Annotated in this window: 25 protein-coding genes; 18 read left to right on the plus strand and 7 right to left on the minus strand. The window is 64.0% G+C overall.

Going from position 1 to position 25,934, the window contains the following annotated elements:
* The first annotated feature begins 44 nt into the window (after positions 1-44).
* From hpaI to C5N93_RS00295, 7 genes are all read left to right on the plus strand, one after another.
* The gene (hpaI, locus tag C5N93_RS00265) at positions 45-833 is read left to right on the plus strand and encodes a 4-hydroxy-2-oxoheptanedioate aldolase (RefSeq protein WP_242557844.1); all 789 of its coding nucleotides are present in this window, start codon (positions 45-47) and stop codon (positions 831-833) included.
* A 70-nt stretch (positions 834-903) separates the two neighbouring features.
* The gene (locus C5N93_RS00270; protein ID WP_242557845.1) at positions 904-2,379 is read left to right on the plus strand and encodes an aldehyde dehydrogenase family protein; all 1,476 of its coding nucleotides are present in this window, start codon (positions 904-906) and stop codon (positions 2,377-2,379) included.
* Between the two features lie 83 nt (positions 2,380-2,462).
* Positions 2,463-3,326 (plus strand): extradiol ring-cleavage dioxygenase, encoded by an 864-nt coding sequence (locus C5N93_RS00275; RefSeq protein ID WP_069343901.1) that lies wholly within the window; start codon positions 2,463-2,465, stop codon positions 3,324-3,326.
* Between the two features lie 12 nt (positions 3,327-3,338).
* Positions 3,339-4,301, plus strand: a complete 963-nt coding sequence (locus C5N93_RS00280) for a fumarylacetoacetate hydrolase family protein (protein ID WP_242557846.1) — start codon at positions 3,339-3,341, stop codon at positions 4,299-4,301.
* Between the two features lie 4 nt (positions 4,302-4,305).
* Positions 4,306-5,289 carry a 2-dehydropantoate 2-reductase gene (locus tag C5N93_RS00285; protein ID WP_242557847.1) on the plus strand — a complete coding sequence of 328 codons (984 nt, stop codon included), beginning with the start codon at positions 4,306-4,308 and terminating at the stop codon, positions 5,287-5,289.
* 46 nt (positions 5,290-5,335) lie between these two features.
* Positions 5,336-5,626, plus strand: a complete 291-nt coding sequence (locus tag C5N93_RS00290) for a nucleotidyltransferase family protein (protein ID WP_242557848.1) — start codon at positions 5,336-5,338, stop codon at positions 5,624-5,626.
* Positions 5,623-5,961, plus strand: coding sequence for a DUF86 domain-containing protein (locus tag C5N93_RS00295; RefSeq protein WP_242557849.1), 339 nt, complete (start codon positions 5,623-5,625; stop codon positions 5,959-5,961). The genes C5N93_RS00290 and C5N93_RS00295 overlap by 4 nt, the downstream gene beginning before the upstream one ends.
* A gap of 57 nt (positions 5,962-6,018) precedes the next feature.
* Here the strand turns inward: C5N93_RS00295 and C5N93_RS00300 are convergent, their stop codons facing one another.
* A complete protein-coding gene (locus tag C5N93_RS00300; protein WP_242557850.1) occupies positions 6,019-7,323 on the minus strand; it encodes an MFS transporter in 1,305 nt (434 codons plus the stop codon).
* Between the two features lie 123 nt (positions 7,324-7,446).
* Positions 7,447-8,643, minus strand: a complete 1,197-nt coding sequence (locus C5N93_RS00305; RefSeq protein WP_242557851.1) for an amino acid aminotransferase — start codon at positions 8,641-8,643, stop codon at positions 7,447-7,449.
* A gap of 159 nt (positions 8,644-8,802) precedes the next feature.
* Between C5N93_RS00305 and C5N93_RS00310 the strand changes: the two genes are divergently transcribed.
* Positions 8,803-9,735 carry a LysR family transcriptional regulator gene (locus tag C5N93_RS00310; RefSeq protein WP_242557852.1) on the plus strand — a complete coding sequence of 311 codons (933 nt, stop codon included), beginning with the start codon at positions 8,803-8,805 and terminating at the stop codon, positions 9,733-9,735.
* A 346-nt stretch (positions 9,736-10,081) separates the two neighbouring features.
* Complete coding sequence (locus tag C5N93_RS00315) at positions 10,082-13,480, plus strand: autotransporter outer membrane beta-barrel domain-containing protein (RefSeq protein WP_242557853.1); 3,399 nt, start codon at positions 10,082-10,084, stop codon at positions 13,478-13,480.
* A 103-nt stretch (positions 13,481-13,583) separates the two neighbouring features.
* Here the strand turns inward: C5N93_RS00315 and C5N93_RS00320 are convergent, their stop codons facing one another.
* Entirely contained in the window at positions 13,584-14,096 is a 513-nt protein-coding gene (locus C5N93_RS00320) for a hypothetical protein (RefSeq protein ID WP_242557854.1), read from the minus strand.
* A gap of 332 nt (positions 14,097-14,428) precedes the next feature.
* Between C5N93_RS00320 and C5N93_RS00325 the strand changes: the two genes are divergently transcribed.
* From C5N93_RS00325 to C5N93_RS00335, 3 genes are all read left to right on the plus strand, one after another.
* Positions 14,429-14,872, plus strand: coding sequence for a DUF302 domain-containing protein (locus C5N93_RS00325; protein WP_242557855.1), 444 nt, complete (start codon positions 14,429-14,431; stop codon positions 14,870-14,872).
* Positions 14,873-14,919: 47 nt separating this feature from the next.
* A complete protein-coding gene (locus tag C5N93_RS00330) occupies positions 14,920-15,111 on the plus strand; it encodes a hypothetical protein (RefSeq protein ID WP_242557856.1) in 192 nt (63 codons plus the stop codon).
* Positions 15,112-15,236: 125 nt separating this feature from the next.
* Positions 15,237-15,947 (plus strand): dienelactone hydrolase family protein, encoded by a 711-nt coding sequence (locus C5N93_RS00335; RefSeq protein ID WP_242557857.1) that lies wholly within the window; start codon positions 15,237-15,239, stop codon positions 15,945-15,947.
* A gap of 367 nt (positions 15,948-16,314) precedes the next feature.
* On the opposite strand, the gene C5N93_RS00340 is transcribed toward C5N93_RS00335, so the two are convergent.
* The gene (locus C5N93_RS00340) at positions 16,315-16,623 is read right to left on the minus strand and encodes a DUF4148 domain-containing protein (RefSeq protein WP_242557858.1); all 309 of its coding nucleotides are present in this window, start codon (positions 16,621-16,623) and stop codon (positions 16,315-16,317) included.
* Positions 16,624-16,774: 151 nt separating this feature from the next.
* Here C5N93_RS00340 and C5N93_RS00345 point away from each other — a divergent pair, with 151 nt between their 5' ends.
* Together C5N93_RS00345 and C5N93_RS00350 are read left to right on the plus strand one after the other, a co-directional pair.
* Positions 16,775-17,173 carry a CopD family protein gene (locus tag C5N93_RS00345; RefSeq protein ID WP_242557859.1) on the plus strand — a complete coding sequence of 133 codons (399 nt, stop codon included), beginning with the start codon at positions 16,775-16,777 and terminating at the stop codon, positions 17,171-17,173.
* A 139-nt stretch (positions 17,174-17,312) separates the two neighbouring features.
* Positions 17,313-18,104 (plus strand): helix-turn-helix transcriptional regulator, encoded by a 792-nt coding sequence (locus C5N93_RS00350; protein ID WP_242557860.1) that lies wholly within the window; start codon positions 17,313-17,315, stop codon positions 18,102-18,104.
* On the opposite strand, the gene C5N93_RS00355 is transcribed toward C5N93_RS00350, so the two are convergent.
* From C5N93_RS00355 to C5N93_RS00365, 3 genes are all read right to left on the minus strand, one after another.
* The gene (locus tag C5N93_RS00355; protein WP_069343914.1) at positions 18,052-18,774 is read right to left on the minus strand and encodes an HAD family hydrolase; all 723 of its coding nucleotides are present in this window, start codon (positions 18,772-18,774) and stop codon (positions 18,052-18,054) included. The genes C5N93_RS00350 and C5N93_RS00355 overlap by 53 nt on opposite strands.
* Before the next feature lie 308 nt (positions 18,775-19,082).
* The gene (locus C5N93_RS00360) at positions 19,083-20,387 is read right to left on the minus strand and encodes a hypothetical protein (RefSeq protein ID WP_242557861.1); all 1,305 of its coding nucleotides are present in this window, start codon (positions 20,385-20,387) and stop codon (positions 19,083-19,085) included.
* 129 nt (positions 20,388-20,516) lie between these two features.
* Entirely contained in the window at positions 20,517-21,911 is a 1,395-nt protein-coding gene (locus C5N93_RS00365; RefSeq protein ID WP_242557862.1) for a PLP-dependent aminotransferase family protein, read from the minus strand.
* A 378-nt stretch (positions 21,912-22,289) separates the two neighbouring features.
* On the opposite strand from C5N93_RS00365, the gene rpsL reads away from it, so the two are divergent.
* From rpsL to C5N93_RS00385, 4 genes are all read left to right on the plus strand, one after another.
* Positions 22,290-22,664: a 30S ribosomal protein S12 gene (gene rpsL, locus C5N93_RS00370; protein WP_010804142.1), complete on the plus strand. Its 375-nt coding sequence runs from the start codon at positions 22,290-22,292 to the stop codon at positions 22,662-22,664.
* Positions 22,665-22,790: 126 nt separating this feature from the next.
* Entirely contained in the window at positions 22,791-23,261 is a 471-nt protein-coding gene (gene rpsG / locus C5N93_RS00375) for a 30S ribosomal protein S7 (protein ID WP_017232357.1), read from the plus strand.
* A 117-nt stretch (positions 23,262-23,378) separates the two neighbouring features.
* Positions 23,379-25,481, plus strand: coding sequence for an elongation factor G (fusA, locus tag C5N93_RS00380; protein ID WP_069343917.1), 2,103 nt, complete (start codon positions 23,379-23,381; stop codon positions 25,479-25,481).
* Between the two features lie 82 nt (positions 25,482-25,563).
* Positions 25,564-25,934 (plus strand): GTP-binding protein (locus C5N93_RS00385; RefSeq protein ID WP_242557863.1); only part of this gene is annotated, 371 nt, incomplete at its 3' end.

Raw genomic sequence — 25,934 nt, forward strand, 5'->3', positions numbered from 1 at the left:
CTATCGGGCACACCGATCCCATCGAGTGCCATGGAGCCAACCTCATGAAAACACCCCCGAACGCATTCAAGCAGGCATTGGCGCAGGGCCAGCGACAGATCGGCCTGTGGATGGGACTGGCGACGCCTTACGCCGCCGAGCTGTGTGCCGGCAGCGGTTTCGACTGGCTGGTGATCGACGGCGAGCACGCGCCCAACGACCTGCGCACGACGCTCGCGACGTTGCAGGCCGTCGCCCCCTATCCGACGCACCCGGTGGTGCGTCTGCCGCATGGCGACGCCGCGCTCATCAAGCAGGTGCTGGAAATCGGCGCGACGACGTTGCTCGTGCCGATGGTCGAGTCCGCCGCGATGGCGCGCGATCTGGCCAGCGCCACACGGTATCCACCGCAGGGCACGCGCGGTGTGGGCAGCGGGCTGGCGCGCTCGTCGCGCTGGAATCGTTACGAGGACTATCTGCACGCCGCGAACGACACGACATGCCTGCTGGTGCAGGTGGAGACCGCCGACGCTCTCGCGCAGGTCGACGAGATCGCCGCCGTCGACGGCGTGCACGGCGTCTTCATCGGCCCGGCGGATCTGGCGGCGTCGATGGGCTATCTCGGTCAGGCGACGCACCCGGAAGTGCGCAAGACCATCGAGGACGGTATCGCCCGCATCCGTCGCGCGGGCAAAGCGGCGGGAATCCTGTGTGTCGACGAGACGCTGGCGCGTCACTACCTCGACCTCGGCGTGACGTTCATCGCCGTGGGCATCGACACGACGTTGCTGGCGAGCGCGAGCCGCGCGCTGGCCAGCAAGTTCACCGACGGCGCCCGCGACGCAAGCGCGTGAGCGACAGGCGGATGGTGGTGCAGGACAGCAAGCGCCATCCGACTCCCAAGCCCTTTTAACGAGACATGGCATGAGCACTCCCCCTATCGAGATCGTCGGCGTACCGGTATCGCCGGATCACTATATCGACGGCCGTCGCGTGGCGTCCGACGAGACATTCGCGTGTGTCTCGCCCATCGACCAGACACTCCTCGGCGAGATCGCGAGCGGCAATCAGGCGCATGTCGACGCGGCAGTGACGTCGGCGGCCGCAGCGTTTCCCGCGTGGGCGGCGCTCGGTGCGGCGCAACGTCAACCGTATCTCCAGCGCTTCGCCGAGGCCATCGGCCGCCGTGCAGACGCCTTCGCCACGCTGGAGAGCGCCGACGCCGGGGTGCTGCGTTCACGCATGGCGCACGGCGTGGTGCCGCGTGCCATGCAGAACATCACGTGGTTCGCCGAGCACGCGCTCACGTTGCAGGACCGTGTCATCGAGACGCCACAGGCGCGCCATCTCGTGCGTCATGACCCGGCGGGCGTGGTCGCCGTGATCACGCCGTGGAATTCGCCGTTGATGCTCGCGACGTGGAAGATCGGCCCGGCGCTCGCATCCGGCAATACGGCGGTGCTCAAAGCGCCGGAGTGGGCGCCGCTGACGTCGTCGTTACTCGCCGATTGCGCACAGGAAGCCGGGCTGCCGCCGGGCGTCTTCAACCTGTTGCAGGGTGCGGGGGCGACGACGGGGGCGGCGCTGGTGAGCGACGCGCGTCTCGCGCGCATCTCGTTCACGGGGTCGGTCGCGACCGCGAAATGGATCGCGAAGACGGCCGCTGCGAATCTCGTGCCGTGCAGTCTGGAACTCGGCGGCAAGTCGGCGTTCATCGTACTGGCCGACGCAGATCTCGACGCCGCCGCCGCCACCGCCGCGCTGATGTATCGCAATGCCGGTCAGGTGTGCCTCGCGGGCACGCGGTTGCTGGTGCATGCGGACGTCGCCGCGGCGTTCACTGCGAAGCTGCGCGACGTGGTGGCGAACCTCGTCGTGGGCGATCCGCGCGATGCGGCGACCGAGGTCGGCCCGATCATCCACATGCGCCAGCTCGAACGGGTGCAGGGATTCGTCGAGCGCGCAGTGGCCGGCGGGGCACGCGTGTTGTGGGGCGGTGCGCCGCATTCCTTCGGTGCGCAGTACTTCGCGCCGACGTTGCTCACCGATCTGCGTCAGGACGACGAGATCGTGCAGCAGGAGGTCTTCGGCCCGGTGCTCACGTTGCAGACATTCACGAGCGACGAGGAAGTCGTGGATCTCGCCAACGGCACCGACTACGGGCTGGGCGGCGTCTGCTATGGGGACGAGGCGCATGCCATCGCGATTGCCGGGCGTGTTCGCACCGGCTTCATCTGGATCAACAGCTTCGGTATTCGCGATCTGGCCGCGCCGTTCGGCGGCATCAAACGCTCCGGTGTCGGGCGCGAAGGTGGCGACTGGAGCTTCGAATTCTTCTGCGACGTGAAGGATGTCGTCGTACCGAAACAGCCGTTCAAGGCCAGCTTCAGCCATCGCTGATCTGCGTGGTCATCGGGCTTCTATCGGGCCGCAGTCACACGTGTGCGACGGCCCGCAAAACAACAGGATGAGAGGAGAGCACTATGGGACAGATCGTCGGCGCGGCGCTGGTGTCGCATCACCCCGGCCTGATGCAGTGTGAGGAGTTTCGTGTGTTGCAGGGGGCGGGAGCGGATTCCGATCTGATCCCCGGCTACGCGCGCGTGCGGGAGCGCATCGCGGCGGTGCGCCCGGACGTCATCGTGATCTTCGATTCGCACTGGTTCACGACCGGCTATCACCTGATCGACGGCGGGCCGCGGTACTCGGGCATGTACGTCTCGGACGAGATGCCGTGGTATCTGCACGGCGTGCCGTACGACTATCGCGGCCACCCGGAGCTGGCACTCGCCATCGACGGCGTGGCGCGAGAGCGCAGCGTGCGGGCGCGAGCGGTGCAGCATCCGGATTTGCCGCGTCACTATCCGACGATCAACGTCATCAAGCAGATGCGGCTCGATGCCTGGCCCATCGTGACGGTGAGTTCGTGCCAGAACTGCGAGACGCATCACTTCCTGCAATCGGGCGAGGTGATCGGGGAAGCGATTCGTCGCAGCGATCTGCGTGTGGTGATGCTGGCGTCGGGCGCGTTGAGTCACAAGTTCAACGGTCTCGACTGGAAGCCCAATCACCCGCGCATCTTCCATGAGAGCAATGTGTCGCGTCCGGAGAACATCGAGAGCGACAAACGGGCTATTGAAGCGTTTCGCGAGGGGCGTCATGACCGGATTCTGGCCGACTGGGATACGGATTACCGGAAGCGTCCGTGGGAAGCGCACGGCGCGCATTACTTGCAGATGGTCGGTGCGCTTGGCGGCGCCGATTGCCGCAGTGCGGGCACGGTGCTGTCCGATTACGAGAACGCGCGTGGCACGGGCAACGTGCACATCTGGTTCGACACCGTTTGACGAGGCGCGACGATGGACTTCGAATTTCCGTTACAGGCACTCCCCGAGGTGATGCGCGGCCCGCGTGTCGAGCGTCGACGCATTCTGCTCGGCGGCAGCGCGTTCTGGGGCACGATCGTCGAGGCTGATGACGCACGAGGCGACCGGCAGGGCATGCTGCGGCTCGACGACGGTCGTCTTGTTGATCCGCAAACGGTGACACATCTGCCGCCCGTGGATCCGTCGAAAATTATCGCGGTGCATATCTCGTATCGCTCGCGTAGCATGGAGACGCGTAACAAGCCCAAGCCCACGGACACGCCGACATACTTCACCAAACCGCCCACATCGCTGAACGGTCACGGCGGTCAGATTCTGAAGCCGGCGGATTGCCGGTATCTGAACTACGAAAGCGAGTACGCCGTGGTGATCGGGCGGACGTGCCGTAACGTGTTGCCCGATGAGGCGTGGGATTACATCGACGGTTTCTGCCCGGCGCTAGACATGGGCTTGCAGGACTTTCGCGACACCGATCAGGGCTCGATGCTGCGGGTGAAGGGCGCGGACACGTTGCTGCCCATCGGGCCGGGTATCGTACGCGGGGTGAACCTGTTCGAGCAGACGTTGCGCACGTATCGCAACGGACGCGTAGTGCAGGAAGCGAACATCGGCGATGAGACGATCTGGGGCCCGCATTACGTGATCGCGGACATTGCGCGGCACATCACGCTGGTGCCGGGCGACGTGATCCTGATGGGCACGCCGTGCCACTCCCGCTCGGTGGATGCGGGTGATCTGGTGGAGTGCGAGATCACCGGGCTGGGGCGTCTCTCGGGGCGGGTGGTGCAGATCGATGCGCCCCGGGCGGCGGCGCTCGGGGTGGGGCATCCGCCGGGCGACAGTCCGGAAGTGCGCCGGGTGGCGCTGGGTTTCGACGAACGTGTGCCGGAGCGATTCAAGGAGAACTATCGTCTCGCGGCACAACAACCGGAGTGAACGGATGAAGGTGACGATCATTGGCGCAGGCGCCATCGGTGGCCTGATCGGGCAGAAGCTTGCCGCGACGGGAGAGGCGCAGGTGAGCGCACTCGCGCGCGGCGCGACGTTGGCGGCGCTGCGCGAGCGCGGCTGGCGCGTGCGGCAGGGCGAGTCGCTCGCCACGGCGCCCGTGGCGGCGGCGCACCCGCTGGAGGATGCAGCGAAGCTGGGCGAGCAGGATCTGGTGGTGATTGCGGTGAAGGGACCGGCACTGGCGCAGGTCGCCGCGTCGGTGGTGCCGTTGCTTGGCTCGCAGACGTTGGTGCTGCCGGCGATGAACGGGGTGCCGTGGTGGTTCTGCAAGGGGGTGGCGCCGTTTGGCGACGCACCGTTGACGAGCGTGGATCCGGACGGCGCGATCGGCGCGGCCATACCGCTGGCGCACGTGATCGGTTGCGTGGTGCACGCGAGCGCCTCGACGCCGGAGCCGGGGCTGGTCGATCACAAGATGGGCCAGGGGCTCATCATCGGCGAGCCGGGCGGTGGCGGCAGCGAGCGCGTGCAGCGGCTCGCGGGCTTGCTGACGCGGGCGGGGTTCGAGGCGAAGGCGTCGGAGAATGTGCGGCTGGACATCTGGTACAAGCTGTGGGGCAATCTGACGATGAACCCGGTGTCGGCGATCACGGGCGCGACCATCGACCGTCTGCTGGACGACCCGCTGGTGCGCGAGTTCTGTTCGGCGGCGATGCGCGAGGCGGCGGTGATCGGGGCGAAGATCGGTTGCGCGATCGACCAGTCGCCGGAGGACCGTCATCAGGTGACGGCGAAGCTGGGCGCGTTCAAGACATCGATGTTGCAGGATGTGGAAGCCAACCGCCCGATCGAGCTCGACGCGCTGGTCGGCGTCGTGCGCGAGATCGGCCAGCGCGTGTCGGTGCCGACCCCGAACATCGACGCCCTGCTCGGCCTCACCCGCCTCTTCGGACGGATGCATGGGTTATATTGACGGTTATCGCCGGTAAGGTGAGTCAGCCACGCAAGTGAGGTGAGCTATGCGACCGTCAGTTCTGTTGAAACGCCATTGCGTTGCCGTCCGCGAAGCGGCACGCCGTTATCGCACGTCCAATCCCAGGGTCTTTGGGTCCGTTCTGCATGGCACGGATCGCGACGATAGCGATCTCGACATTCTGGTCGATGCCTTGCCGGGGACGACACTCTTCGATCTGGGCGGCTTGCAGGACGAACTGGAGTCCATGCTCGGCATCCACGTCGACGTGTTGACCCCGCTGGATTTGCCCGTCAAATTCAGGGACTCTGTGTTGGCAGAGGCACGGCCGGTATGAGTCAGACGCGTTTGCCGGATTATCTCGATCACATGCGTCAGGCGGCTGCCGACGCATGTGATTTCGTTGATGGTCTGTCGAAGGAAGACTTCCTCCATGACAAGCGGACGCAGCAAGCTGTTGTGATGAGTCTGATTATCATCGGCGAAGCGGCGACCAAGGTCATGGACCAGCACAGCGAGTTCGCCCAATCCCATCCCGACATTCCCTGGCGTGCGATGCGCGGCATGCGTAACCGCATCGCTCATGGGTATTTCGACATCAACCTCGATGTGGTGTGGGACACTATTCAGATCGCATTGCCAGATCTTCTCCAGCATCTCAAAGCGCTCTAAGGGCACCGTTGCGGTGCCCTTCTTCATTTCTTACGCCCTCTCTGTTGCCTTAGCCATTTAACGCACGCCCGTATGCCGGTACACCTGGCTCAGTGCGATCAGGCCCGCGGCGGCGGCGGCCATCATGTAGAAGCTCGGGGCCAGCTTGCTGCCCGTCGCGGTGATGAGCCACGTCAGGATGAACGGGGCGAAGCCGCCGAAGCACGTCACCGACAGGTTGTACGACAGCGACAGGCCCGTCGTGCGTGTCTTCACCGGGAAAATCTCCGAGGCCAACGCCGGCAACGGTGCGAAGTAGATCGTCATCAACACGCCCAGCAGCGTTTGCAACGCGAGCATCATGCCGAAGCTCGGGTGCGTGGTGAGCAGCCAGAACATCGGCCAGATCGACACCAGCAGCAAGGCCGCAGCGATCATCATCGGTTTCGCACGTCCCACACGGTCCGACCACGCACCCACGATCGGTGACAGGACCATCTGCACGATGCCCGTGGCGAGCGTCGCCGCAAATGCCACCGACGCCGGCAATCCCAACTGCTTGATCGCATACGTCGGCATGTACAGCACCAGATACGTCGACACCGTCGCCACGACGACTGCGCCCACGGCCAGCAGCAGACGCATCTTCTGATGCCCCAGCGTGTCGCGCAGCGGCGTCTGCGTCGGTTCCGACTCCAGAAACTCCGGCGTCTCGCTCACATGGCGGCGGATGTAATAGGCCACCGGGCCAATCATCAGACCGAACAGGAACGGCACGCGCCAGCCCCAACTCTGCATCTGCTCCGGCGATAACGTGCTCGTGAGCACCGCACCGAAGCCGGCGGCCAACAGTGTCGTCAGCCCCTGACTCGCGACCTGGAAGCTCGCGAAGAAGCCGCGCCGTTGCGGCGCGTGCTCGGCAAGAAACGCCGTCGCGCTGCCGAACTCGCCACCCGCCGAGAAGCCCTGAATCATGCGTGCCAGCACGATGCCCATCGGGGCGAGTACGCCGATGGTCTCGTAAGTGGGCATGAACGCGATGATCGCCGTGCCGGCCATCATCAACAGGATGGTGAGCGTCAGCGCTTCGCGACGCCCCCGACGATCGGCATAGACACCAATCACGATGGCGCCCAGCGGACGCATGAAGAACGACACGCCGAAGGTGCCGAGCGTCAGTAGCAGCGATGTCGTATCGTCGTGCGCAGGAAAGAAGAGTCTGGCGATCGTGACGGCGAAAAAGCCGTACACCACGAGATCGAACCATTCCAGCGCATTGCCGATGGACGCCGATATCACCGCACGCCAGGTGTGCGAGGTGGAGGAAGTGGCGGACGTGGCATCTCGATCAATGCCAGCGCCCGTAGCCGAAGCAGTATTCATGTCGTCTCCAATCTTGCAGTCTTGTTTTATGTCGCGGTCACCCGCGTGGGGTCTGCATGCACTGTGGTGGCGGGCATGCGCGCCGTGTGTTGCCCGATGGCCGCGTCAGGTCCGGCAGTGGCGTCACCGCGTCAGCACATGCGCGATGGCCTGCGCCACGGTGTCGACGTTGCGCGTGTTGAGCCCGGCCACGCACATGCGCCCCGAGCGAAGCAGGTAGACGCCATGCGTCTCACGCAACGTGTCCGCCTGGTCCGCCGACAGCCCCGTGTAGGTGAACATCCCGCGCTGCGAGACATAACGCGAGAGCTTCTCGCCGCTCACATGCGGGGCGAGACGCGCGTGAATCTGCGAGCGCATCGTGGCGATGCGCGTGCGCATGCCGTCGAGCTCGGTCTCCCACGCGCGTCGCAGCGAGGGTGTCGTGAGCACCTGGGCGACGAGCCGCGCGCCGTGCGTGGGCGGATTGCTGTAGTTCGCCCGAACGGTGCCCATCAACTGACCGAACACGCGCGACGCTTCGTCCGCCGTCGCGCAAACCACGGACAGCGCGCCGCAGCGCTCGCCGTACAACGAGAAGTTCTTCGAAAAAGAGTTGGCGACGACGGTCGGCACGCCCGCGTTCGTCAAGGCGCGCACGGCGAAGGCATCGGCGTCGAGCCCTTCACCGAAGCCCTGATAAGCCATGTCGACGAACGCAATCAGTCCGCGCTCGCGCAGCACCGGCACCAGCGCCTGCCACTGCGCAGACGACAGGTCGACGCCGGTCGGGTTGTGGCAGCACGCGTGCAGCAGCACGATGCTGTGCGGGGGCAACGTGCGCAGCGTGTCCATCATGGCGTCAAAGCGCAGACCGCCCGTCGCTTCGTCGTAATACGGATACGGCTGCACGGGAAAGCCCGCGCTCTCGAACACCACGCGGTGGTTGTCCCAGCTCGGATCGCTGATCCAGACGGTGCTCTGCGGGAAGTAACGCTTGAGGAAGTCCGCGCCCACACGCAAGGCCCCGCCGCCGCCCAGCGTCTGCAACGTGGCGATGCGCTGCTCGCGACGCGCGGCGCTGTCTTCACCGAAGACGAGCGCCTGCACTGCGTGGCGATAGGCCGGCGTGCCTGCCATCGGCAGGTAGGGGCGGGGCCCGATGTCCGAGAGCACCGCCGACTCGGCTTCGCGTACCGCCTGCATTACCGGCAGACGGCCGTCGTCGTCGAAATAGATACCGATCGACAGGTTGACCTTGTGCTGGCGGGGATCATGGCCGAACGCTTCGTTCAGGCTGAGGATGGGATCGCCGGGATAGGCGTCGACGTGGGAAAACATGGGGTCTCGCTCCGTCTCGATGCTGGGTTGGCTCAGCAGGTAGGGTCTGTCGGAAAACGCCGTGAGGAATTTTGAAAATCGATTGTGGGCGACGCCCCTTTGCGGAACAATCAATCGATTCTGGTCCATTCGTAAGTGAAACTTGATAATCGAAACGCCATGCCCCTGACCCGTGTGACGCTGCGCCAGTTCGAAGCCCTGGTCGCCATTGCCGAATTGCATAGTTTTGCCGAGGCGGGCAATCGCCTCGGCCTCACGTCGTCTGCCGTGAGTCAGTTGGTCGCCGAGCTGGAATCGGTGATCGGCTTTCGGATCTTCGACCGCACCACGCGACGGGTGGCGCTCTCGAGCGCGGGACGGGATTTTCTGGCATCGGCCGAGTCGGTGCTGCGGCATGTGCAGGCGGCGGAGAAGACGGCCGACGACCTGCGCAATCGCGCCGCCGGTATCGTGCGTGTGGGCGCGCCGCTGGTGCTCGCGAGCATGGCGTTGCCGGTGGCCATTCGCGAGTACACGGCGTCGCGTCCGAAAGTGGTGGTGCGGGTCGTCGATACGCCGGTCGATGCGCTCATCGATCACGTTGCCAACGGCGATCTCGATATCGCCATCGGACCCAATCGGGCGACGGGGGCGCACGTGGCCGGCGCGCCCGCATTCGACAGTCCCTGGGTGCTGTGGTGTGCGCCGTCGCATCCGCTCGCGCAACGCAAGCGTGTGCGATGGACGGACCTGCGCGATACGCCGCTCGTGGCTGCCGGACGCGATCACGAGCGCAGCGTCGCGCAGATGCGGCTGTCGGCGCCGCCCGATGCGCGCATCACATCCATCGATGTCGTCGATAACGTGACAACGGCGCTCGGCGTGGCCTCGCAGGGGCTCGCCGCGACGCTTACGCCCGGTTACGTGGCGGCGCTCGCGCCATCGTTCGGGCTGGTGATGCGCCGCGTGATCGCGCCGGAGACGATTCGTCAGGTGTGCGTGTATCGTCCGTTGTCCCGGGCCGCGTCACCGGCAGCGGAAGGCTTCGCCGAGTTCCTGCTGGCGTGGCTGCCGCAGTGGAACGCAACGATCATGAAAACGCCGCGCGAATAGCGAATCGGCGTCGTGCGGCCTCTCAATGATTCGACTCAACGCCGAGGCGAGAACGCCACATTTCGGTAATTAAAATTACGATAATCATGCCGAAATGAAAAATATAAATCACTGATTCGCGGCGCGATTGGCGCTTGTGGCATTTCGATGTGCCGTCGCGCTGTAGTTTTCCAGGCAAGTGGTTTAGTGTTTACCCACGAAGCCACGTTCAATGCCGCGCGATTCCACGCGATTCCGTGTGTACTGCTTCGTACTACTTCCGATGTGTCCGCTTGTCTCCCTTCCCCAAGGAGTTAAAGTGACTCACGCAACGTGCGAATGCTTGCCTCGCCGCCGACCGCTGGCGATGGCTGTCTCTCTGGTGTTTCTCTCCATCGGTACTGCCCGCGCGCAGACCTACCCACTGCCGGAGATCACGTCGGGCACCACGCTGACCTACGAGCAGTATTACGACGGCAATGTCGTTCCGGTGGGCGTGATCCAGGGCAGCGTGACGATTCACCCGGTGCCGCCGTACCCGGCACAACTCGGCGGAGCGGGGATCTCGGTGTTCCGTGGCGCCACCGTCACGATCAATCCGAATCTCGGCACGCCGGGGCAGGTGTCGGTGACGTCGGACTTCCGGTCGGGCGCGCCGAACGATGCGCTCTATATTGCGCATGGCACCGTGAACATCGTGGCCAGTTCGACGGGCGTGTTGCTCACGGGTAACGGCACGTCGGTGCATGGTGTCTACATGCCGGAATCGTCTTCCGGTAATTCGCTGCTCACCGGGTCCAACGTGACCATCGTCACCAACGGGCAGACGGCGGACGGCATGCGGCCTTACGGCGCCACGTCCACCATCAATCTCAGCAACACGTCGATTACCGTCAACGGTCAGGACAGCTGGGGCGTGCGTTCCTGGGGCGGCAGCAACATCACGCTCACGAATTCAACGGTGACGGCGAACGGCGCGAAGGTCGCAGGCGGAGGGGGCGTGCAGGTCTATAACGGCTCGATCGCCACCCTCAATGGCAATTCGACGATCTCCACCGGCGTGGATGGCAACCTCGGATTGAATGCCGAGTCCGGCGGCACGCTCAACACGAACACCGATCCGGGCACGGCAGGCACGGTCACTGTCAGCACGACCGGGGCGGGCAGTCATGCCGTGCGTATCGGTACGGCATCGGGCAATCTCAACCGGCTGAGTCTGTCGACTACACAGAACGCCACGTACGGCTTGCTGGTGAACGGCACGTCGACGGTCACCGGTTCGCAGATCGCCGTGAACACGCTCGGGACGTCGGCTTACGGCATGTGGATCTCCGGCAGCACGACGGCCACGCTGAACGGCGGCTCCATCACCACCCAAGGACAGACGGCGTACGGCCTGCTCGCCGGCAGCGGGGCGGCGACGGTGAACGTGTCCGACTTCGCCATTGCGACGCATGGCACACAGGCCTACGGCATTTATGGGTGGACGGGGAGCACGACGAACTTCGCGGGCGGATCGATCACCACGGATCAGGCGAGCACCTACGGCATCTATGCCAACGCGGGGACGGTCAATCTGCTGCGCAGTAGCGCGACCGGCGCAGGAACCTCGATTACGACGGCGGGTACCAATGCTTACGCGGTGCGCATCCAGAACGGTGGGCTTTTCAACGCGACGGGCGCATCGATTCGGGCGACGGGGGCCGGAACGGCGGCCATCGTGTTCGATGCACCGCAGACCATTACCGGCGTGACGGTGTCGGCGCCGACGCCCGGCCTGCCGACACTGCCCGCCACCACGCCGCTGGTGCCGTCGAGCGATCCGCCGCCCCCGCTGGCCATCGTCACCCCGGTGCCCGCCGCGCCGACCGACCTGGGCAGCGACATCGTGGCGCCCCTCGCCGGATCGCTGCCGGGTCCGCGCGCAGCCCCGGCGCGCGCGGGCGGTTACAACATGACGTTGCAGGACACTACGGTGACGTCCGACAGCGGCGTTGCCTTGTGGGTGTACGGCGGGATCGCGAACGTCAATCTGGTGAATGCCACGCTCAGTGGGGGCGGCGGCGCCATCAACGCCACGACACGCTCGGGACTCGGCGCCACGCTGAATCTCGACGCGAGCCATGCCACGCTGACCGGACGCATCTACACGGACGCCACGAGCACGTCCGTCGTCAATCTGAGTAACAACAGCGTCTGGCATGTCACGCAGTCGTCCAACGTCACGGAGCTGAACAACACGAACAGTCTGATCGACTTTCCGGTGACGTCGTTACTGACCTCCGCGCCGACGAGTCAGGGGTCGTATCGCAACGTGAGCATCGGCAACAACTACGCGGGCAATGGCGGTACGGTCGCCCTCAACACCTATCTGAACGAAGGCGGGGCGCTGTCGAATCAATACAGCGACCGTCTGCTGATTCAGGGAGCGGCGAGCGGCAGCACGGTGCTGCAAATCAAGCCGACGTCGGGCAGTCCCGGCAAGCTGACATCGCCCAGCGGTGTGATTACCAATGACGAAGGCATTTCCGTCGTGCAGGTCGCAGGGGCGTCGACGGTCGGCGCCTTCCGTCTGTCGGGCGGGTATGCCGTAGCGCAGAACTCGCCGTATGAGTACCGTCTGTATGCCTATGGTCCCGGCTCGGTGCACGGCACGGCCGACGCGGCGCAGAATCTCGTGAGCACGGGGGGCGGGTATTGGGATTACCGTTTGCAAAGCGCTTACGTGTCGCCCGAAGGGCCCGTCGATCCGGAGGAGCCGGGCACGCCCGGTGGTGAGGTCGAGGCGCCGGTGCCGCCCGATGCGCGCCGGGAAGTGGCGCCGCAGGTGGCGTCTTATCTGAGCGCGCCGGCGGCGTTCCTGCAAGCCGGATGGGCGGATCTGGATTCACTGCACCGGCGTTTGGGCGAGGTGCGCGACGACCGTGAACTCGGGCGCGATCGCGGCCCCGGCGAGATGTTCATGCGCGGCTATGGCGGCGGTTTCAAGTACCGATCGAATCAGAGCTTCCAGACCTTCGGTTACGACATGAACGTCGACTACGGCGCGATTCAGGTCGGCGGCAATCTGCTCAAACACTTCACCGAGAACGGCACCTGGCGCTTCGGCGCCGCCGGATCGATGGGCTGGCTGCACTACGAGCCGAATGCCATCGACGGGCCGAGTTCCACGCGCGCCAGCACTTATCGTCTCTATGGCTATGGCACGTACCAGAGTCAGAAGGGCTGGTATGTCGACGGCATCGTGTCGCTCGGCTGGTTCAACGGCCGCACGACGACCGACGCGCGCGGCGACGTCGCACCGATGCGCGGCAACAGCTATGCGGCGTCCATCGAGGGCGGATATCCGCTGGCGTTGCCGTATGGCATGAGCCTCGAGCCGCAAATGCAGTTCATCGGCCAGCATCTCGCGTTCGACAACATTGTCGACGGCGACGGGCTTGCCGTGAACATCGGCTCGCAGAATCAGGTCACCGGGCGCTTCGGCGTTCGTCTTACGCGCGCGTTCGACGTCGGGACAGGTCGGGTAACGCCGTATTTCGGTGTCGACGTCATCCATGCGTTTGTCGCCGGTACGGGCGTACAAGTCGGCGAGACGATGTTTCAGACCGGCAAGTACGGCGATTCGATGCTGTTCTCGCTGGGGGTGAACAGCGTGCAGGGCAACAGCTTCTCGTTGTACGGCAGGGTGTCGTACCAGAAGAGCTTCGGCACCGCCGGTATGCGCGGCGTGCTTGTGAACGTTGGTGCGAAGTATCTGTTCTGACGCGGGCGGCGGCCTTTGTGAGCGCCGCGCCCGTCAATCCATGGCGTGCAGGCGCGTCTCCCGTGACGGTTGACGGCGGATGCGGCGCCGCGTCTAGTGACGATTAGCGACGTTTGGCATCGGGTGCGGGCAGGGTGGCGAGATCCTCGCTCAGTTGTGCCCGAAGCGTCGTGATGGCCGCCGCCGTGTCGGCAGGTTTGAGTTCCTCGCGTGCAATGGCCTCGCGCAGATGGTGGCGCAGCATCGGGTCACGTGTTTGCGTCAGCGTCTCGCGATAGAACGGCAGGACGTTCTCCGGATGTCCCCCGACACGGTAGAGATGCGCAATTTCGTCGATCGTGCGCATGGCGGCGAAGCCCGGGCCGCGCGGCCCCCCCGGCGCCATCGGGCCCATGGGACCCATCGGTCCGGGACCATGCGGGCCCATGCCCGGCGGCGGGGGCGGCATCTCACCGGTGTTGCGCAGATCGGCGGTCTGCATGGCGCTTTGCGCACGTGCCGGGGGAAGCGTGTCGGTGGTGGCGGCGGTCGCACTCACGCTCGCGGTGCCGAGGGCCGTCAGTGCGAGCATCAGGGAAAGCGCGCCCACGGTATGACGCATCGAAAATTTAATCATATGGACTCCGTATTGAATGCGTTCGCAGAAGTATCGAACGACGGGGCCAAGCGTAACGCGCAACGAATCGCCGACAGGGGGACGGTAACGACGTGTAAGGTGCACAAGGGAGCAGGCAAGGCGTGGGGTAGCGAGTTGCCGCGTAAGAGGCGGGGGAGCGGGGCGCGCGACCGGAATGCTGTCAGTCATGTCATTCCCGGTGGGCCATGGCACGCGGCGGTACACTGGCGTGGTCGCGACACGCAGGCGATCCCGGTGCAGCGGTTCAAGTGAGGCACGAGCGGCCTCGGGGCGCTTCCTGTCGATGTTGCCTCAGCGTTCAAGGAGCCTTCATGACAACCGATGCAAGTCAATCGCGCCAGCGATCCCAGGATTCCGGATTCCCGCATCCCGCCACCGTGACATCGCTGCGCAGCCCGGTGGATTTCTACGCCACGCTCACGCGCGTGATCGACGCGCTCAAGCAGCACGGCATGACGATCTTTGCGGATATCGATCAGAGCGCGGCGGCCGCTTCGGCGGGGACATCGTTGCGTCCGACGCGGCTGGTGCTCTTCGGCAATCCGAAGGGCGGCACGCCGGTCATGGCGGCAAATCCGCACGCCGGGCTGGAACTGCCGCTGAAGGTGATGGTGTGGGCGGCGTCGGCCGATGATGTGCGGGTGGACTACCTGAACCCCGGCCCGTCGCTGAGCGCGCTTTATGGCGTGGATTCGGCGCAGGTCGCCGGTTTCGGCGGCGTGGTGAAACTGCTGGAAGCCGCGCTTGCCGCATGACTGGCCATTGCCCTGATGACGCGAGGGGCATGAAGGGCTTGGGGGTCATGAAGTCGCGCTTGGCCGATTTTCCGCCGACGGGGTACATCCGGACGCATGTGGGTTCGGTCGTCGAAACGGTGTATGGGGCGCATTGCCCGAACCCGCATGCCTTTGTGCACGGCGTGCCCGCTGTCTGTCGGGAAGGGGGCCGTCAGGCCTTGTCCGGCGGGCATCTTCATCCGCTGTGCGTGAAGTGAAAAATCCCTATACTGATCCGGCCTCACTGCGTCCGGCCGCCACAAACGGCCACGTCCGATCCCCAAGGGCGTTTGCACGATGTCAGGGCGCAGGCATTTCCCCCCTTTTTGATGGAGCAACTTCCGTGTCGAACAGTCAATGGATCAAAGTCGAAACCGTAGATGGCACCTTCGACGCCTACCTCGCATTGCCGCCGACGGGTAAGACGACGAACGCCCAGGGCGTTGTGCTGGTGCAGGAAATCTTCGGCGTGAACGAACACATTCGTGGCGTGGCCGACCAGTACGCGATGGACGGCTATGTCGTGCTCGCGCCGGACATCTTCTGGCGCGCCGCACCCCGTATCGAACTCGGCTATGCGGGTGACGACATGGCGCGCGCCCTGGAGCTGCGCAAATCGGTCGATGTCGAGAAGGCCGTGAAGGATATCGAAGCCACGGTGAAAGCGCTGCGCAGCAAGCTCGACGCTGGCGCCAAGGTCGCCGCCATCGGTTACTGCTTCGGCGGTCTGCTGTCGTATCTGAGCGCGGCGCGCGGGCTGGTCGATGCCGCAGTGCCGTACTACGGCGGCGGCATCCACAACTATCTGGGCGAAGCGGCCAATCTGAATGTGCCGACGCAGTTCCACTATGGCGCGCTCGATGCCCACATCACGCCGGATATCGTCACGCAGGTGAGCGACGCGGTGAAATCGCGCCCGAACACCGAAGTGTTCGTGTACCCGAGCGCTGATCACGGCTTCAACTGCTGGTCGCGCGGGTCGTATCATCAGCCGTCGGCCGCATTGGCGCACGGCCGTGCGCTCGAATTCCTCGCGAAGTCGTTCGCGAAGTAATCGGGCGTTTCGTCTGTCGCTGGTCGCTGCGCGCCATTCGCTGCCTCGGTCGTCATTCGTGACGGCGAAGCGTGTGGCACATGGCAAAGAAGCCCGCTTCGGCGGGCTTCTTCGTTTTCGCGTGGATCGTCGGGGTGAGCGTCGGTGAACGACGGGGTTCGCGGGCTTCCCGGCTAAAAAAGCCCGTCGCCGGAGCGACGGGCAAAGTCCTGTGCGTGGAACCGCTACGCACAGCGACAGGAGTCTTGGGTCGGGGAAGACCGGAGATCACACTGTGCACCGGCTGACCGGTGCGTCGTTATGCGCAGAACGCGCGCCGCGCCGCGGCCTCTCGTCAAAGGAGAGGTGCGCGGCGCGGCGAGTTACATTACGAACCGAAGTAGGTCGTGCCGGCGCGTTGCTGGCCGCCAACCGAACCGATCGTGACCGGGGCGTTGGCCGTTGCCGGTTGAGCGCTCGGGGCTGCCTTCGGGTACACGGCGTCGTGTTGCACCACGAGACCGGCTTGTTGTGCCTGAACCAGTTCTTCACGAACCTGGGCGCGGGTCAGCACGCTGGTTTGCGGGACCCACGAAAATTCCGACGGACCGTCGAAGGCGTCGCTGGCGAAGGCCGAACCGGCCGACACAGCAAGCATTGCGGAAACCAGAGCCGAGGTAATAAGTGTGCGCTTCATGATGATTCTCCTGTCTTTTGAAGGGGGCGATGTTCAATTCATCGTCGACAGTTGAAGTGTATTAACGCGACTCTTTGCGATAAAGGCGACTTATTACAAGCAACTCTTGCTTAGATAGAAATAATCATTCGAATCCCCAAGGAGACCGTCGATGCTCTATCTGTGGATCAAGGCTGTTCACCTGATGGCGGTGATGGCGTTCGTCGCCGGGCTGGTCACGATGGCGCTGGGTGGGCGACTGGCCCAGCCCGAGTGGCGTCGGGCCGCGCGCCGCGCGGATTACGGACTGGCGTCACCCGCATTGATCGTGGTGTGGATCACGGGGCCGGTGCTGGCGTTCATGGCGAACTGGTGGCACGCCCCGTGGCTCATGGCAAAGCTGGTTTTCGTGCTCGTCGTCTCGGCGTTGCACGGACGCCTGTCGGCCACCTTGTGGCGACTGGAGCGCGACGGCAGTCAGCAACCGCCGGCCCTGTTCCGACGCGCACTGCCCGTCACGCTGATTTCGGTGGCGCTGATCGTCGTGCTGGTCATCGTCAAACCGTTCTGAGCGGTGCGCGGCTTGCAATGACGCGGTAAGGGATTCGGCTTGGTTGGCGCGAGTGGGCGGTGTTACGCTGGCGATATCGCCCTTTATGTCCCAATTCGTCCCAATTTTCGCCGTTTTGCCTTATTGAGGCTTGGTCCCAATGCCGATCACCAGTGCGATTCCCCTGGAGTTTCAGGCTCACGACCGTCCCGTCGGTGTGTTGGCGAAAGACTATCCGGATGGCCACGCGGTGCGCGCTCACAGCCATCGGCGCGCGCAATTGATGTATGCGAGCACGGGGATTCTCGAAGTCCGCACGGACACGTCGTTCTGGGTCATTCCGCCGCAACGCGCCTTATGGATTCCGGCGGACGTCACGCATGAAGTGCGGATGCGCGGCAAAGTGGAGTTGCGCACGATCTATGTCGACGTCGAGCGATGTGGCATGACGGCGCCCGACTCGCCCGTCGTCATTCGCGTCTCCGCGTTGCTGCGCGAGCTGATTCTGCGCGCGATGACACTTCCTCCCGACTGGTCGCCGCACGGCAAGGACGCGCTGGTCATCGCGCTGCTGCTCGAAGAAGTCGAGTGGAAGAGCGACTCGCCGCTGCACTTGCAGGTGCCCCGCGACGTGCGTCTGCGCAAGATATTCGATACCTATCTGACAATGCCCGCCGACGCGCGAAGCCTTCAGGACTGGGCGGTTGAGGTGGGGGCGTCGAGTCGCACGCTGGAGCGGCGCTTCATGACGGAGTTCGGATTGCCGTTCAGGGAGTGGCGTCAGCAAATGCGGCTGCTGGGGGCGTTGCCGCTGCTCGGGGCCGGGCGGCCCATTACGCAAGTGGCGCTCGAAGTCGGTTACGACACCCCGAGCGCGTTTTCCACCATGTTCCGCCGCTTTATGGGCGTGACGCCAAGCGAGTACCTGACGCGCGCCCGCGGCTCGGATTGAGCCAGTGCATGGCGTCCCACATGTCGTCGTAGACGGGTACGCCTTCGTCGAGCAACGGTGAGCGCTGGCGCTTCGAGCCGATGCCGACGAAATCGATGCCGAGCTGGCGCGCCACTTTCAGATCCCACATGCCGTCGCCGATCGAGACCACGGCGCGCGGGCGCGAGATGCCGTAACCGGCCTGCGCGCGCTTGATCGCTTCCGAGACGAGTTGCTCGCGCGAACTGTACTCGGACGCCGTGATGAGCATGGCGTCTGTGTAATCGATAGCGACCGAACGCAATTTGCGGTGGCTCACCTGACGGATGCCGCCCGTCGCGAACACCACGCCCCAGCGCGAGCGGTGGGCCGCCTCGACGAAGGCTCGTGCGCCCGGAATCTCAGCCAGTCCGTGGGCGTTGAGCAGGGCGGTGAAGCGTTCGTCGATCTCGTGCTCGAAGCGGGCGAGGTCGTGCGGTTGCGGCAGCGCGCGGCCGTTCTCTGCGTGCGCGTGAATCAGGATGCCGGTATCGGTGTGATGGGGATAGCTGCCCCAGTCCGTGTTCAGTGCCTCGAACGCCAGCGACTCCATGGCGCCGAGCAGGGCGCGCTGATGGATGCGAACCGAATCGGTCAGTGTGCCGTCGACATCGAGCACCAGAATGCTGTCTTTCTCGAAACTTGCCTGCATGGCGGATAAAGGACTCGTGTCAGCGCGTGCGGCGCGAATGCGGCCGCTGAAATGTGGGAGTGTACGAATTCGTCGCGGCAAGTAAAACGTGGCGAGTGACAGCGGCTACGTCCGATGCGACAGAAACGACTGCGAGTTTCGATAGCTTGACGCCTGGCCCGCGTGGCGCGGGTGCGTTTGCCGCGCGGGCCGCCGCCGTCAATCGATGAACTCAGTTGGCGTCAGCGACCGCCAGCCGCCATTCGCGCCAGAGTGCCGTCATCCGTCCCGTCTGATCGCGCTGCCTTGCGGTTTGTGCGATGTCGCCATTATCGACCGTAACGCGGGCGGGCTTGTGATTTGTATTGCTTGTCCAGCCTTTCGATTTCCGCAATCGCCTGTGCGAGTTCCTCGACGGAAAGCTTGTTTTGACGCGACAGGCGACGGCTGCGCGTGGCAGGCGGGGTGTCTTGCCTGGCGGGCGTCGACGGGGCGGAATTGTGGGGCGTGGTGAACACTTGCGGTGAGGGCGGTGAGGGCGGTGAGGGCGGTGAGGGCGGTGAGGGCGGTGAAGGCGGTGAAGGCGGCGCACAGGTGCGCTGCCGGACATCCGCATGCGACGTAGGTGCAAGCACCTCGCGCGACGCCCCATACGCGAACTCGCCGTAGCGCCGATGCCCGTCATGCAGATGCGTGGCGAGTGCGCGCGCGATATTGCCGTCGTGTGCCAGCCGGCGCATCTTGAGGTTCGTCGACTGAAAGTGGGCGGGCACGTTGCCGAACATCCGGTCGCGCTGCGCGTGGACATGCGCCCGCGGGTCTTGCCGGATCAGCTCGACTGTCAGCGCAGACATGAGCGACACGAGCAAGGTGTGCGTCTGGCCATCGGTCGGAATGCGGATGTAGGCCCCCAGCATCGCGTCATGCACCCTCGACTCACCCGTCGGGATGTGCAAATCGCGGTCGGTGAACGGGACGTGAATGCCATGCCGATGGGCTTCCTGTTGGCTCGTCAGGGTGTGCTGAAACGAGAGTTGCGGTATTTCAATGTACGCCCCCGTGCTGTTCAGCAGCCGAAGCATCCCCGGCGATATCTGGTTGAAGCGCTTGATCAGGCGACGTTCCAGCGTCGGAATGGCGTAACGGCCATGAGATTCGGCGACGTGCGCCTTGAGGAACGCGCGGTCCAGCTTGTGGGTGTTTCGTCCCTCATCTGCCAGCGATGCACGCACATCGACCGGGAGCGACGCCTCGCAGCCAGCCAGCAGGAGGTGCGCCGCGCTGACATCCAGATGCACGCCGGGTGGCAGGTCGAGCAGGCAATTCTCTCGGTCGTCGTGACTTCCCACGACGCACACGGGCCGCACGTCGGTCAGCCGTTCCGCGAAGACCTGCGCGCGGGTGATGGGTGGGCGTGACCAGTCGTGACGTTTGGCCGTCGAGGCCGCTGCCGGTTGTTGGCTCGGCAGGCTTGCGGGCGTCGTACTGAGGGCGATGGGGGCGGCGCTGACCTGCGCGAGCGTCGTCGAGAGTTCGTGGACATGCGCCTGTGGGGCGGGCGCGCCGTTCCATATCTGGGACACCTGGGGCAACGCCATGGCGCCCGCCAACCATCCGCCGAAAGCATGGGGCATCGTTGTAACTCCGGTTGAGGTCACGGGCCTTTTCCCGTGGTGGCCGGAGTATTGCCGCTGCGCGAATTCGGGCTGTCGCGTCGGGACGCCTGCGTTCGCAATCCCGACCTCCTGATCTCGCCCTTGTCGTCAGACGATGGCCGCGCGCAGGCTCGGCGGCGCTTCGCGCAGCAACGATCTCAGACGCTTGAGCGCGCTGGCAAGACGCTCCGGATCGCGTACCCCACCGAGCGAAATCCGGATGGCGTTGGGCGCATCGGCGCTCAGACAGAAGGCGTCCGCCGGTGTGACGGCCAGCCCTTCGGCGCGCGCGGCGATCGTCAACTCGCGGGCCGTCCACGGTGCGGGCAACGCGTGCCACAAGTGGATGCCCGGCATCGGTCGGGCCTGCCCGTCACCCAGAGTTTCGGCGGCGATGGCCTGACGTTGAGCGGCGGCTTCCTTGACGCCATCCATGATGCGATCGGCTGTGCCGTCGTGAATCCATTGCGTGGCAAGCCCCGCCATCAAGGGCGGCGCCATCAGCGCGAACGAGTGCAACGTACTCAGGAAGATGTCACGCTGACGTCCGCTCGCGAGCCGGACGTAGGCGGTGCGCAAGCCGGGCGTGAGGCATTTGGAGAGCGTGGAGATGTAGTGCACGCGGTGCGGCGCGAGACGCGCCAGCGGCGGCGGAGCGTCCGGGGTGAGTCGCCAGTACGGATCGTCTTCGATCAGCGTCAGATCGAGCCGGTCGGCGACGGCGATCAGTTCACGGCGGCGGCGCTCGGACAGCGTGCGGGTGGTCGGGTTCTGGAGCGTGGGATTCAGATAGACGAGGCGCGCGCGATGTCGCTGCGCGGTGGTGGCGAGGGCGTCGGGCAGCATGCCCTCGTCGTCGCTTTCCACGCTCTCCAACTGGCGGCCGAGCGAGCGCGCCGCACTGCGCAGGCCCGGATAGACGATCGGCTCGCACAGCACGGTTTCGTCGCGCGCCGTATCCATGAGTAGCAGCGCGGCGAGCGTGGCCTGCGCGCCCGGGCAAACGAGCACGTCGGCCGGATCGAGTTGACCGAGCATCGGCGTGAGCCAGAGTGCGCCCGCCTGCCGGTCGGCGACACCGCCGTCACCCAGTTGGTAGGCCATGAGCATCGAGGCGTCGGTGTGCCGCAGCACTTCGTCGACGCCCTTTTGCAGCAGTTCCCCCAGAAACAGGCCCGCCGGCGCAGGCGGGATATTCATCCCCAGATCCAGCACCTGATCGAGCGCCACGCGAGGCGTACTCACGAACGTGCCCAGCGGACCACGACCCTCGATGGCACTGCGGTCGCGCGCCCGATTGTAGGCACGGGTGACCGTCGTGAAATCGATACCCAGCCACGACGCCAGCTCGCGCTGCGCTGGCAAGCGATCGCCGGGGCGCAGACGTCCGTCGGCAACGGACTGCTCGATAAAGCTGGCAAGACGCAGATAGCGTGGGCCTTTGCCTGCGGTCAACGCGGGTTTCCAGAACGTGGCCCGCAGCGTGTCGTGGGAGGTTTCCATCGCAATGTCAGTATTATGTATGGATTTATGTGTATGAAAACACGGTGTATGCAGTGTAGTTTGCATACATGGGCATCGCAAGTGTTGAATTCGAGAGGGGGCGCCGCATCTTGGGCGGGTGCCTGGCCCCACGTTTGAACGTTAACAATCAACGACTTACGTGGAAGATTTGCGCGAGAGTGCGTTGACACTTGCGTAGGTCGCAGGTATACTCGCAGGCTCCGGTTTTTCCGGCGGTATGCCCGTGCCTAATGCAAAGTGCTTATGCATCAAGCGTTTAGATGCGGACAATCCGCAAGAGTCGCCGGGGAGTACGCAGTAAAGTCGCATGACGGCCCGCCTTGGCTTTCATGCTTTTGACACGTTTAGGAAATCACAATGCCAACGATTAACCAATTGGTCCGCAAGCCGCGCACCTCTGCTCAAATCAAGAGCAAGAGCCCGGCACTGCAGGACTGCCCGCAGCGTCGCGGCGTGTGCACCCGTGTGTACACCACGACGCCGAAGAAGCCGAACTCCGCTCTGCGTAAGGTTGCCAAGGTGCGCCTGACGAACGGTTTCGAAGTCATTTCGTACATCGGCGGTGAAGGCCACAACCTGCAGGAACACTCGGTCGTGCTGATTCGCGGCGGTCGTGTGAAGGACTTGCCGGGTGTGCGTTACCACATGGTGCGCGGTAGCCTCGACACGCAAGGCGTCAAGGACCGTAAGCAAGCCCGTTCGAAGTACGGCGCGAAGCGTCCGAAGGCCTAAGCGGCTTAGCGGATATACGTTCGGTGATGGTGGTACATCGTCACTGAGTAAGTGGTCACTCGGCCGAAAAACGGCTAGTAGGTGGCCTGGAGCCAGGCTCCGACTGAATTTATTAAGGAAGAAATCATGCCGCGTCGTCGCGAAGTCCCCAAGCGCGAAGTGTTGCCCGATCCGAAGTTCGGCAACGTTGATGTCGCTAAATTCATGAACGTGCTCATGCTTGCCGGCAAGAAGTCGGTTGCAGAGCGCATCGTTTATGGTGCTTTCGAGCAGATCCAAACCAAGGCGGGCAAGGATCCGCTGGAAATCTTCAACACCGCTCTCGGTAACGTGAAGCCGGTGGTTGAAGTCAAGAGCCGCCGCGTTGGCGGTGCAAACTATCAGGTTCCGGTCGAAGTGCGTCCGTCGCGTCGTATGGCATTGGCGATGCGTTGGTTGCGTGAGGCCGCGAAAAAGCGTAGCGAGAAGTCGATGGCCCTGCGCCTCGCAGGTGAGCTGATCGAAGCCTCGGAAGGCCGTGGCGGCGCCATGAAGAAGCGTGACGAAGTTCACCGCATGGCCGAAGCCAACAAGGCATTCTCGCACTTCCGCTTCTGACGCTGGCAAGCAGTACCTAGAGCAGAAACCGGGGCGGGTGCGCATGAGAAATTGCGCCTCGCCCGTTTGTGTTAGTAGCCCCCTCAAAAATGGCGGCTACATTGAAAGAGGCTTAAAGTGGCTCGTACAACCCCTATCGAGCGCTACCGCAACATCGGTATTAGCGCTCACATCGACGCAGGTAAGACCACGACGACCGAGCGCATTTTGTTCTACACCGGTGTGAACCACAAGATCGGTGAAGTGCACGATGGCGCGGCGACGATGGACTGGATGGAGCAGGAACAAGAGCGTGGCATTACGATTACGTCGGCTGCCACGACCTGCTTCTGGTCCGGCATGGCCAACAACTATCAAAAGCACCGCATCAACATCATCGACACCCCGGGTCACGTCGACTTCACGATTGAAGTCGAGCGCTCGATGCGTGTTCTCGATGGCGCCTGCATGGTGTATTGCGCCGTGGGTGGCGTGCAGCCCCAGTCGGAAACGGTTTGGCGTCAGGCCAACAAGTACGGCGTGCCGCGTCTGGCATTCGTCAACAAGATGGACCGTACCGGCGCGAACTTCTTCAAGGTCTATGACCAGCTGAAGACTCGCCTGAAGGCAAACCCGGTGCCGGTGGTGGTGCCGATCGGCGCTGAAGAAGGCTTCAAGGGCGTGGTCGACCTCATCAAGATGAAGGCGATCATTTGGGACGAAGCGTCCCAGGGCATGAAGTTCGACTACACGGACATTCCGGCCGAGCTGGCTGCCGACGCGAAGAAGTGGCGCGAAGGCATGGTCGAAGCGGCTGCCGAGTCGAGCGAAGAGATGATGAACAAGTACCTGGAAGAGGGCGACCTCTCCGAGGCTGACATCATCGAAGGCATTCGTCTGCGTACCATCGCATGCGAAATCCAGCCGATGCTGTGCGGTACCGCGTTCAAGAACAAGGGTGTGCAGCGTATGCTGGACGCCGTGATCGACTTCCTGCCGTCGCCTGTGGATATTCCGCCGGTCAAGGGCACGGACGACAAGGAACAGCCGGCTGAGCGTCGCGCTTCGGACGAAGAGAAGTTCTCGTCGCTGGCGTTCAAGATCATGACGGACCCGTTCGTCGGTCAACTGATCTTCTTCCGCGTCTACTCGGGCGTCGTGAACAAGGGCGACACGCTGCTGAACTCGGTCAAGGGCAAGAAGGAACGCCTGGGCCGTATCGTGCAGATGCACGCGAACCAGCGTGAAGAAATCGACGAAGTGCGCGCTGGCGACATCGCCGCTGCTGTCGGCCTGAAGGACGCAACGACCGGTGACACGCTGTGCGACCCGTCGGCACCGATCGTGCTCGAGCGCATGGTGTTCCCGGAGCCGGTGATTTCGCAGGCTGTCGAGCCGAAGACCAAGGTCGACCAGGAAAAGATGGGCCTCGCCCTGAACCGCCTGGCGCAGGAAGACCCGTCGTTCCGCGTGCAGACCGATGAAGAATCGGGTCAGACCATCATTTCGGGTATGGGCGAGCTCCACCTCGAAATTCTGGTGGACCGCATGAAGCGCGAATTCGGCGTGGAAGCCAACATCGGCGCTCCGCAGGTTGCCTACCGCGAAACCATTCGCGCAACGGCTGCCGACGTGGAAGGCAAGTTCGTCAAGCAGTCGGGTGGTCGTGGTCAGTTCGGTCACGCTGTCATTACGCTTGAGCCGAGCGAGCAAGGCGCTGGTTACAAGTTCCTCGACGAGATCAAGGGTGGTGTGATTCCGCGTGAATACATCCCGGCCGTTGATAAGGGTATTCAAGACACCCTCAAGAGCGGTGTTCTCGCCGGCTTCCCGGTGGTCGACGTCACGGTTCACCTGACGTTCGGTTCGTACCACGATGTGGACTCGAACGAAAACGCGTTCCGCATGGCCGGTTCGATGGCTTTCAAGGAAGCCATGCGCCGCGCCAAGCCGGTCATCCTCGAGCCGATGATGGCCGTGGAAGTCGAAACGCCGGAAGACTACATGGGTAACGTGATGGGCGACTTGTCGAGCCGTCGCGGGATTATCCAGGGCATGGACGACATGGTTGGCGGCGGCAAGATCGTGCGCGCTGAAGTCCCGCTGTCGGAAATGTTTGGTTATTCGACCGCACTGCGTTCGGCCACGCAAGGTCGCGCCACGTACACGATGGAGTTCAAGCACTACGCTGAAGCTCCGAAGAACGTGAGCGAAGCCATCATCAGCGCCAAGAGCAAGTAATTGAATTGAGGGGCGTTCGCACCATGAGGTGCGACGCTCATCACACTGTTAAATCGTCTATTCAGTATCTGAGGATTCGGAAATGGCAAAGGAAAAATTCGAGCGGACCAAGCCGCACGTGAACGTTGGTACCATCGGCCACGTTGACCACGGCAAGACCACCCTGACGGCTGCTATCGCTACGGTTCTGTCGGCCAAGTTCGGCGGCGAAGCGAAGAAGTACGACGAAATCGACGCAGCGCCGGAAGAAAAGGCACGCGGCATTACGATCAACACGGCACACATCGAGTACGAAACGGCTACGCGCCACTACGCACACGTTGACTGCCCGGGCCACGCCGACTACGTCAAGAACATGATTACCGGTGCTGCCCAGATGGACGGCGCTATCCTGGTTTGCTCGGCCGCTGACGGCCCGATGCCGCAAACGCGTGAGCACATCCTGTTGGCCCG

Origin of the sequence: Pandoraea sp. LA3 (genome assembly GCF_022696215.1) — a bacterium.
Taxonomy (GTDB): Bacteria; Pseudomonadota; Gammaproteobacteria; order Burkholderiales; family Burkholderiaceae; genus Pandoraea; species Pandoraea capi.

What these genes read in the sequence shown, in the direction of transcription:
- hpaI (WP_242557844.1), top strand. Translation starts at nt 45, where the DNA reads ATGAAAACACCCCCGAACGCATTCAAGCAGGCATTGGCGCAGGGCCAG.
- C5N93_RS00270 (WP_242557845.1), top strand. Translation starts at nt 904, where the DNA reads ATGAGCACTCCCCCTATCGAGATCGTCGGCGTACCGGTATCGCCGGAT.
- C5N93_RS00275 (WP_069343901.1), top strand. Translation starts at nt 2,463, where the DNA reads ATGGGACAGATCGTCGGCGCGGCGCTGGTGTCGCATCACCCCGGCCTG.
- C5N93_RS00280 (WP_242557846.1), top strand. Translation starts at nt 3,339, where the DNA reads ATGGACTTCGAATTTCCGTTACAGGCACTCCCCGAGGTGATGCGCGGC.
- C5N93_RS00285 (WP_242557847.1), top strand. Translation starts at nt 4,306, where the DNA reads ATGAAGGTGACGATCATTGGCGCAGGCGCCATCGGTGGCCTGATCGGG.
- C5N93_RS00290 (WP_242557848.1), top strand. Translation starts at nt 5,336, where the DNA reads ATGCGACCGTCAGTTCTGTTGAAACGCCATTGCGTTGCCGTCCGCGAA.
- C5N93_RS00295 (WP_242557849.1), top strand. Translation starts at nt 5,623, where the DNA reads ATGAGTCAGACGCGTTTGCCGGATTATCTCGATCACATGCGTCAGGCG.
- C5N93_RS00300 (WP_242557850.1), bottom strand. Translation starts at nt 7,323, where the DNA reads ATGAATACTGCTTCGGCTACGGGCGCTGGCATTGATCGAGATGCCACG.
- C5N93_RS00305 (WP_242557851.1), bottom strand. Translation starts at nt 8,643, where the DNA reads ATGTTTTCCCACGTCGACGCCTATCCCGGCGATCCCATCCTCAGCCTG.
- C5N93_RS00310 (WP_242557852.1), top strand. Translation starts at nt 8,803, where the DNA reads ATGCCCCTGACCCGTGTGACGCTGCGCCAGTTCGAAGCCCTGGTCGCC.
- C5N93_RS00315 (WP_242557853.1), top strand. Translation starts at nt 10,082, where the DNA reads ATGGCTGTCTCTCTGGTGTTTCTCTCCATCGGTACTGCCCGCGCGCAG.
- C5N93_RS00320 (WP_242557854.1), bottom strand. Translation starts at nt 14,096, where the DNA reads ATGATTAAATTTTCGATGCGTCATACCGTGGGCGCGCTTTCCCTGATG.
- C5N93_RS00325 (WP_242557855.1), top strand. Translation starts at nt 14,429, where the DNA reads ATGACAACCGATGCAAGTCAATCGCGCCAGCGATCCCAGGATTCCGGA.
- C5N93_RS00330 (WP_242557856.1), top strand. Translation starts at nt 14,920, where the DNA reads ATGAAGTCGCGCTTGGCCGATTTTCCGCCGACGGGGTACATCCGGACG.
- C5N93_RS00340 (WP_242557858.1), bottom strand. Translation starts at nt 16,623, where the DNA reads ATGAAGCGCACACTTATTACCTCGGCTCTGGTTTCCGCAATGCTTGCT.
- C5N93_RS00345 (WP_242557859.1), top strand. Translation starts at nt 16,775, where the DNA reads ATGCTCTATCTGTGGATCAAGGCTGTTCACCTGATGGCGGTGATGGCG.
- C5N93_RS00350 (WP_242557860.1), top strand. Translation starts at nt 17,313, where the DNA reads ATGCCGATCACCAGTGCGATTCCCCTGGAGTTTCAGGCTCACGACCGT.
- C5N93_RS00355 (WP_069343914.1), bottom strand. Translation starts at nt 18,774, where the DNA reads ATGCAGGCAAGTTTCGAGAAAGACAGCATTCTGGTGCTCGATGTCGAC.
- C5N93_RS00360 (WP_242557861.1), bottom strand. Translation starts at nt 20,387, where the DNA reads ATGCCCCATGCTTTCGGCGGATGGTTGGCGGGCGCCATGGCGTTGCCC.
- C5N93_RS00365 (WP_242557862.1), bottom strand. Translation starts at nt 21,911, where the DNA reads ATGGAAACCTCCCACGACACGCTGCGGGCCACGTTCTGGAAACCCGCG.
- rpsL (WP_010804142.1), top strand. Translation starts at nt 22,290, where the DNA reads ATGCCAACGATTAACCAATTGGTCCGCAAGCCGCGCACCTCTGCTCAA.
- rpsG (WP_017232357.1), top strand. Translation starts at nt 22,791, where the DNA reads ATGCCGCGTCGTCGCGAAGTCCCCAAGCGCGAAGTGTTGCCCGATCCG.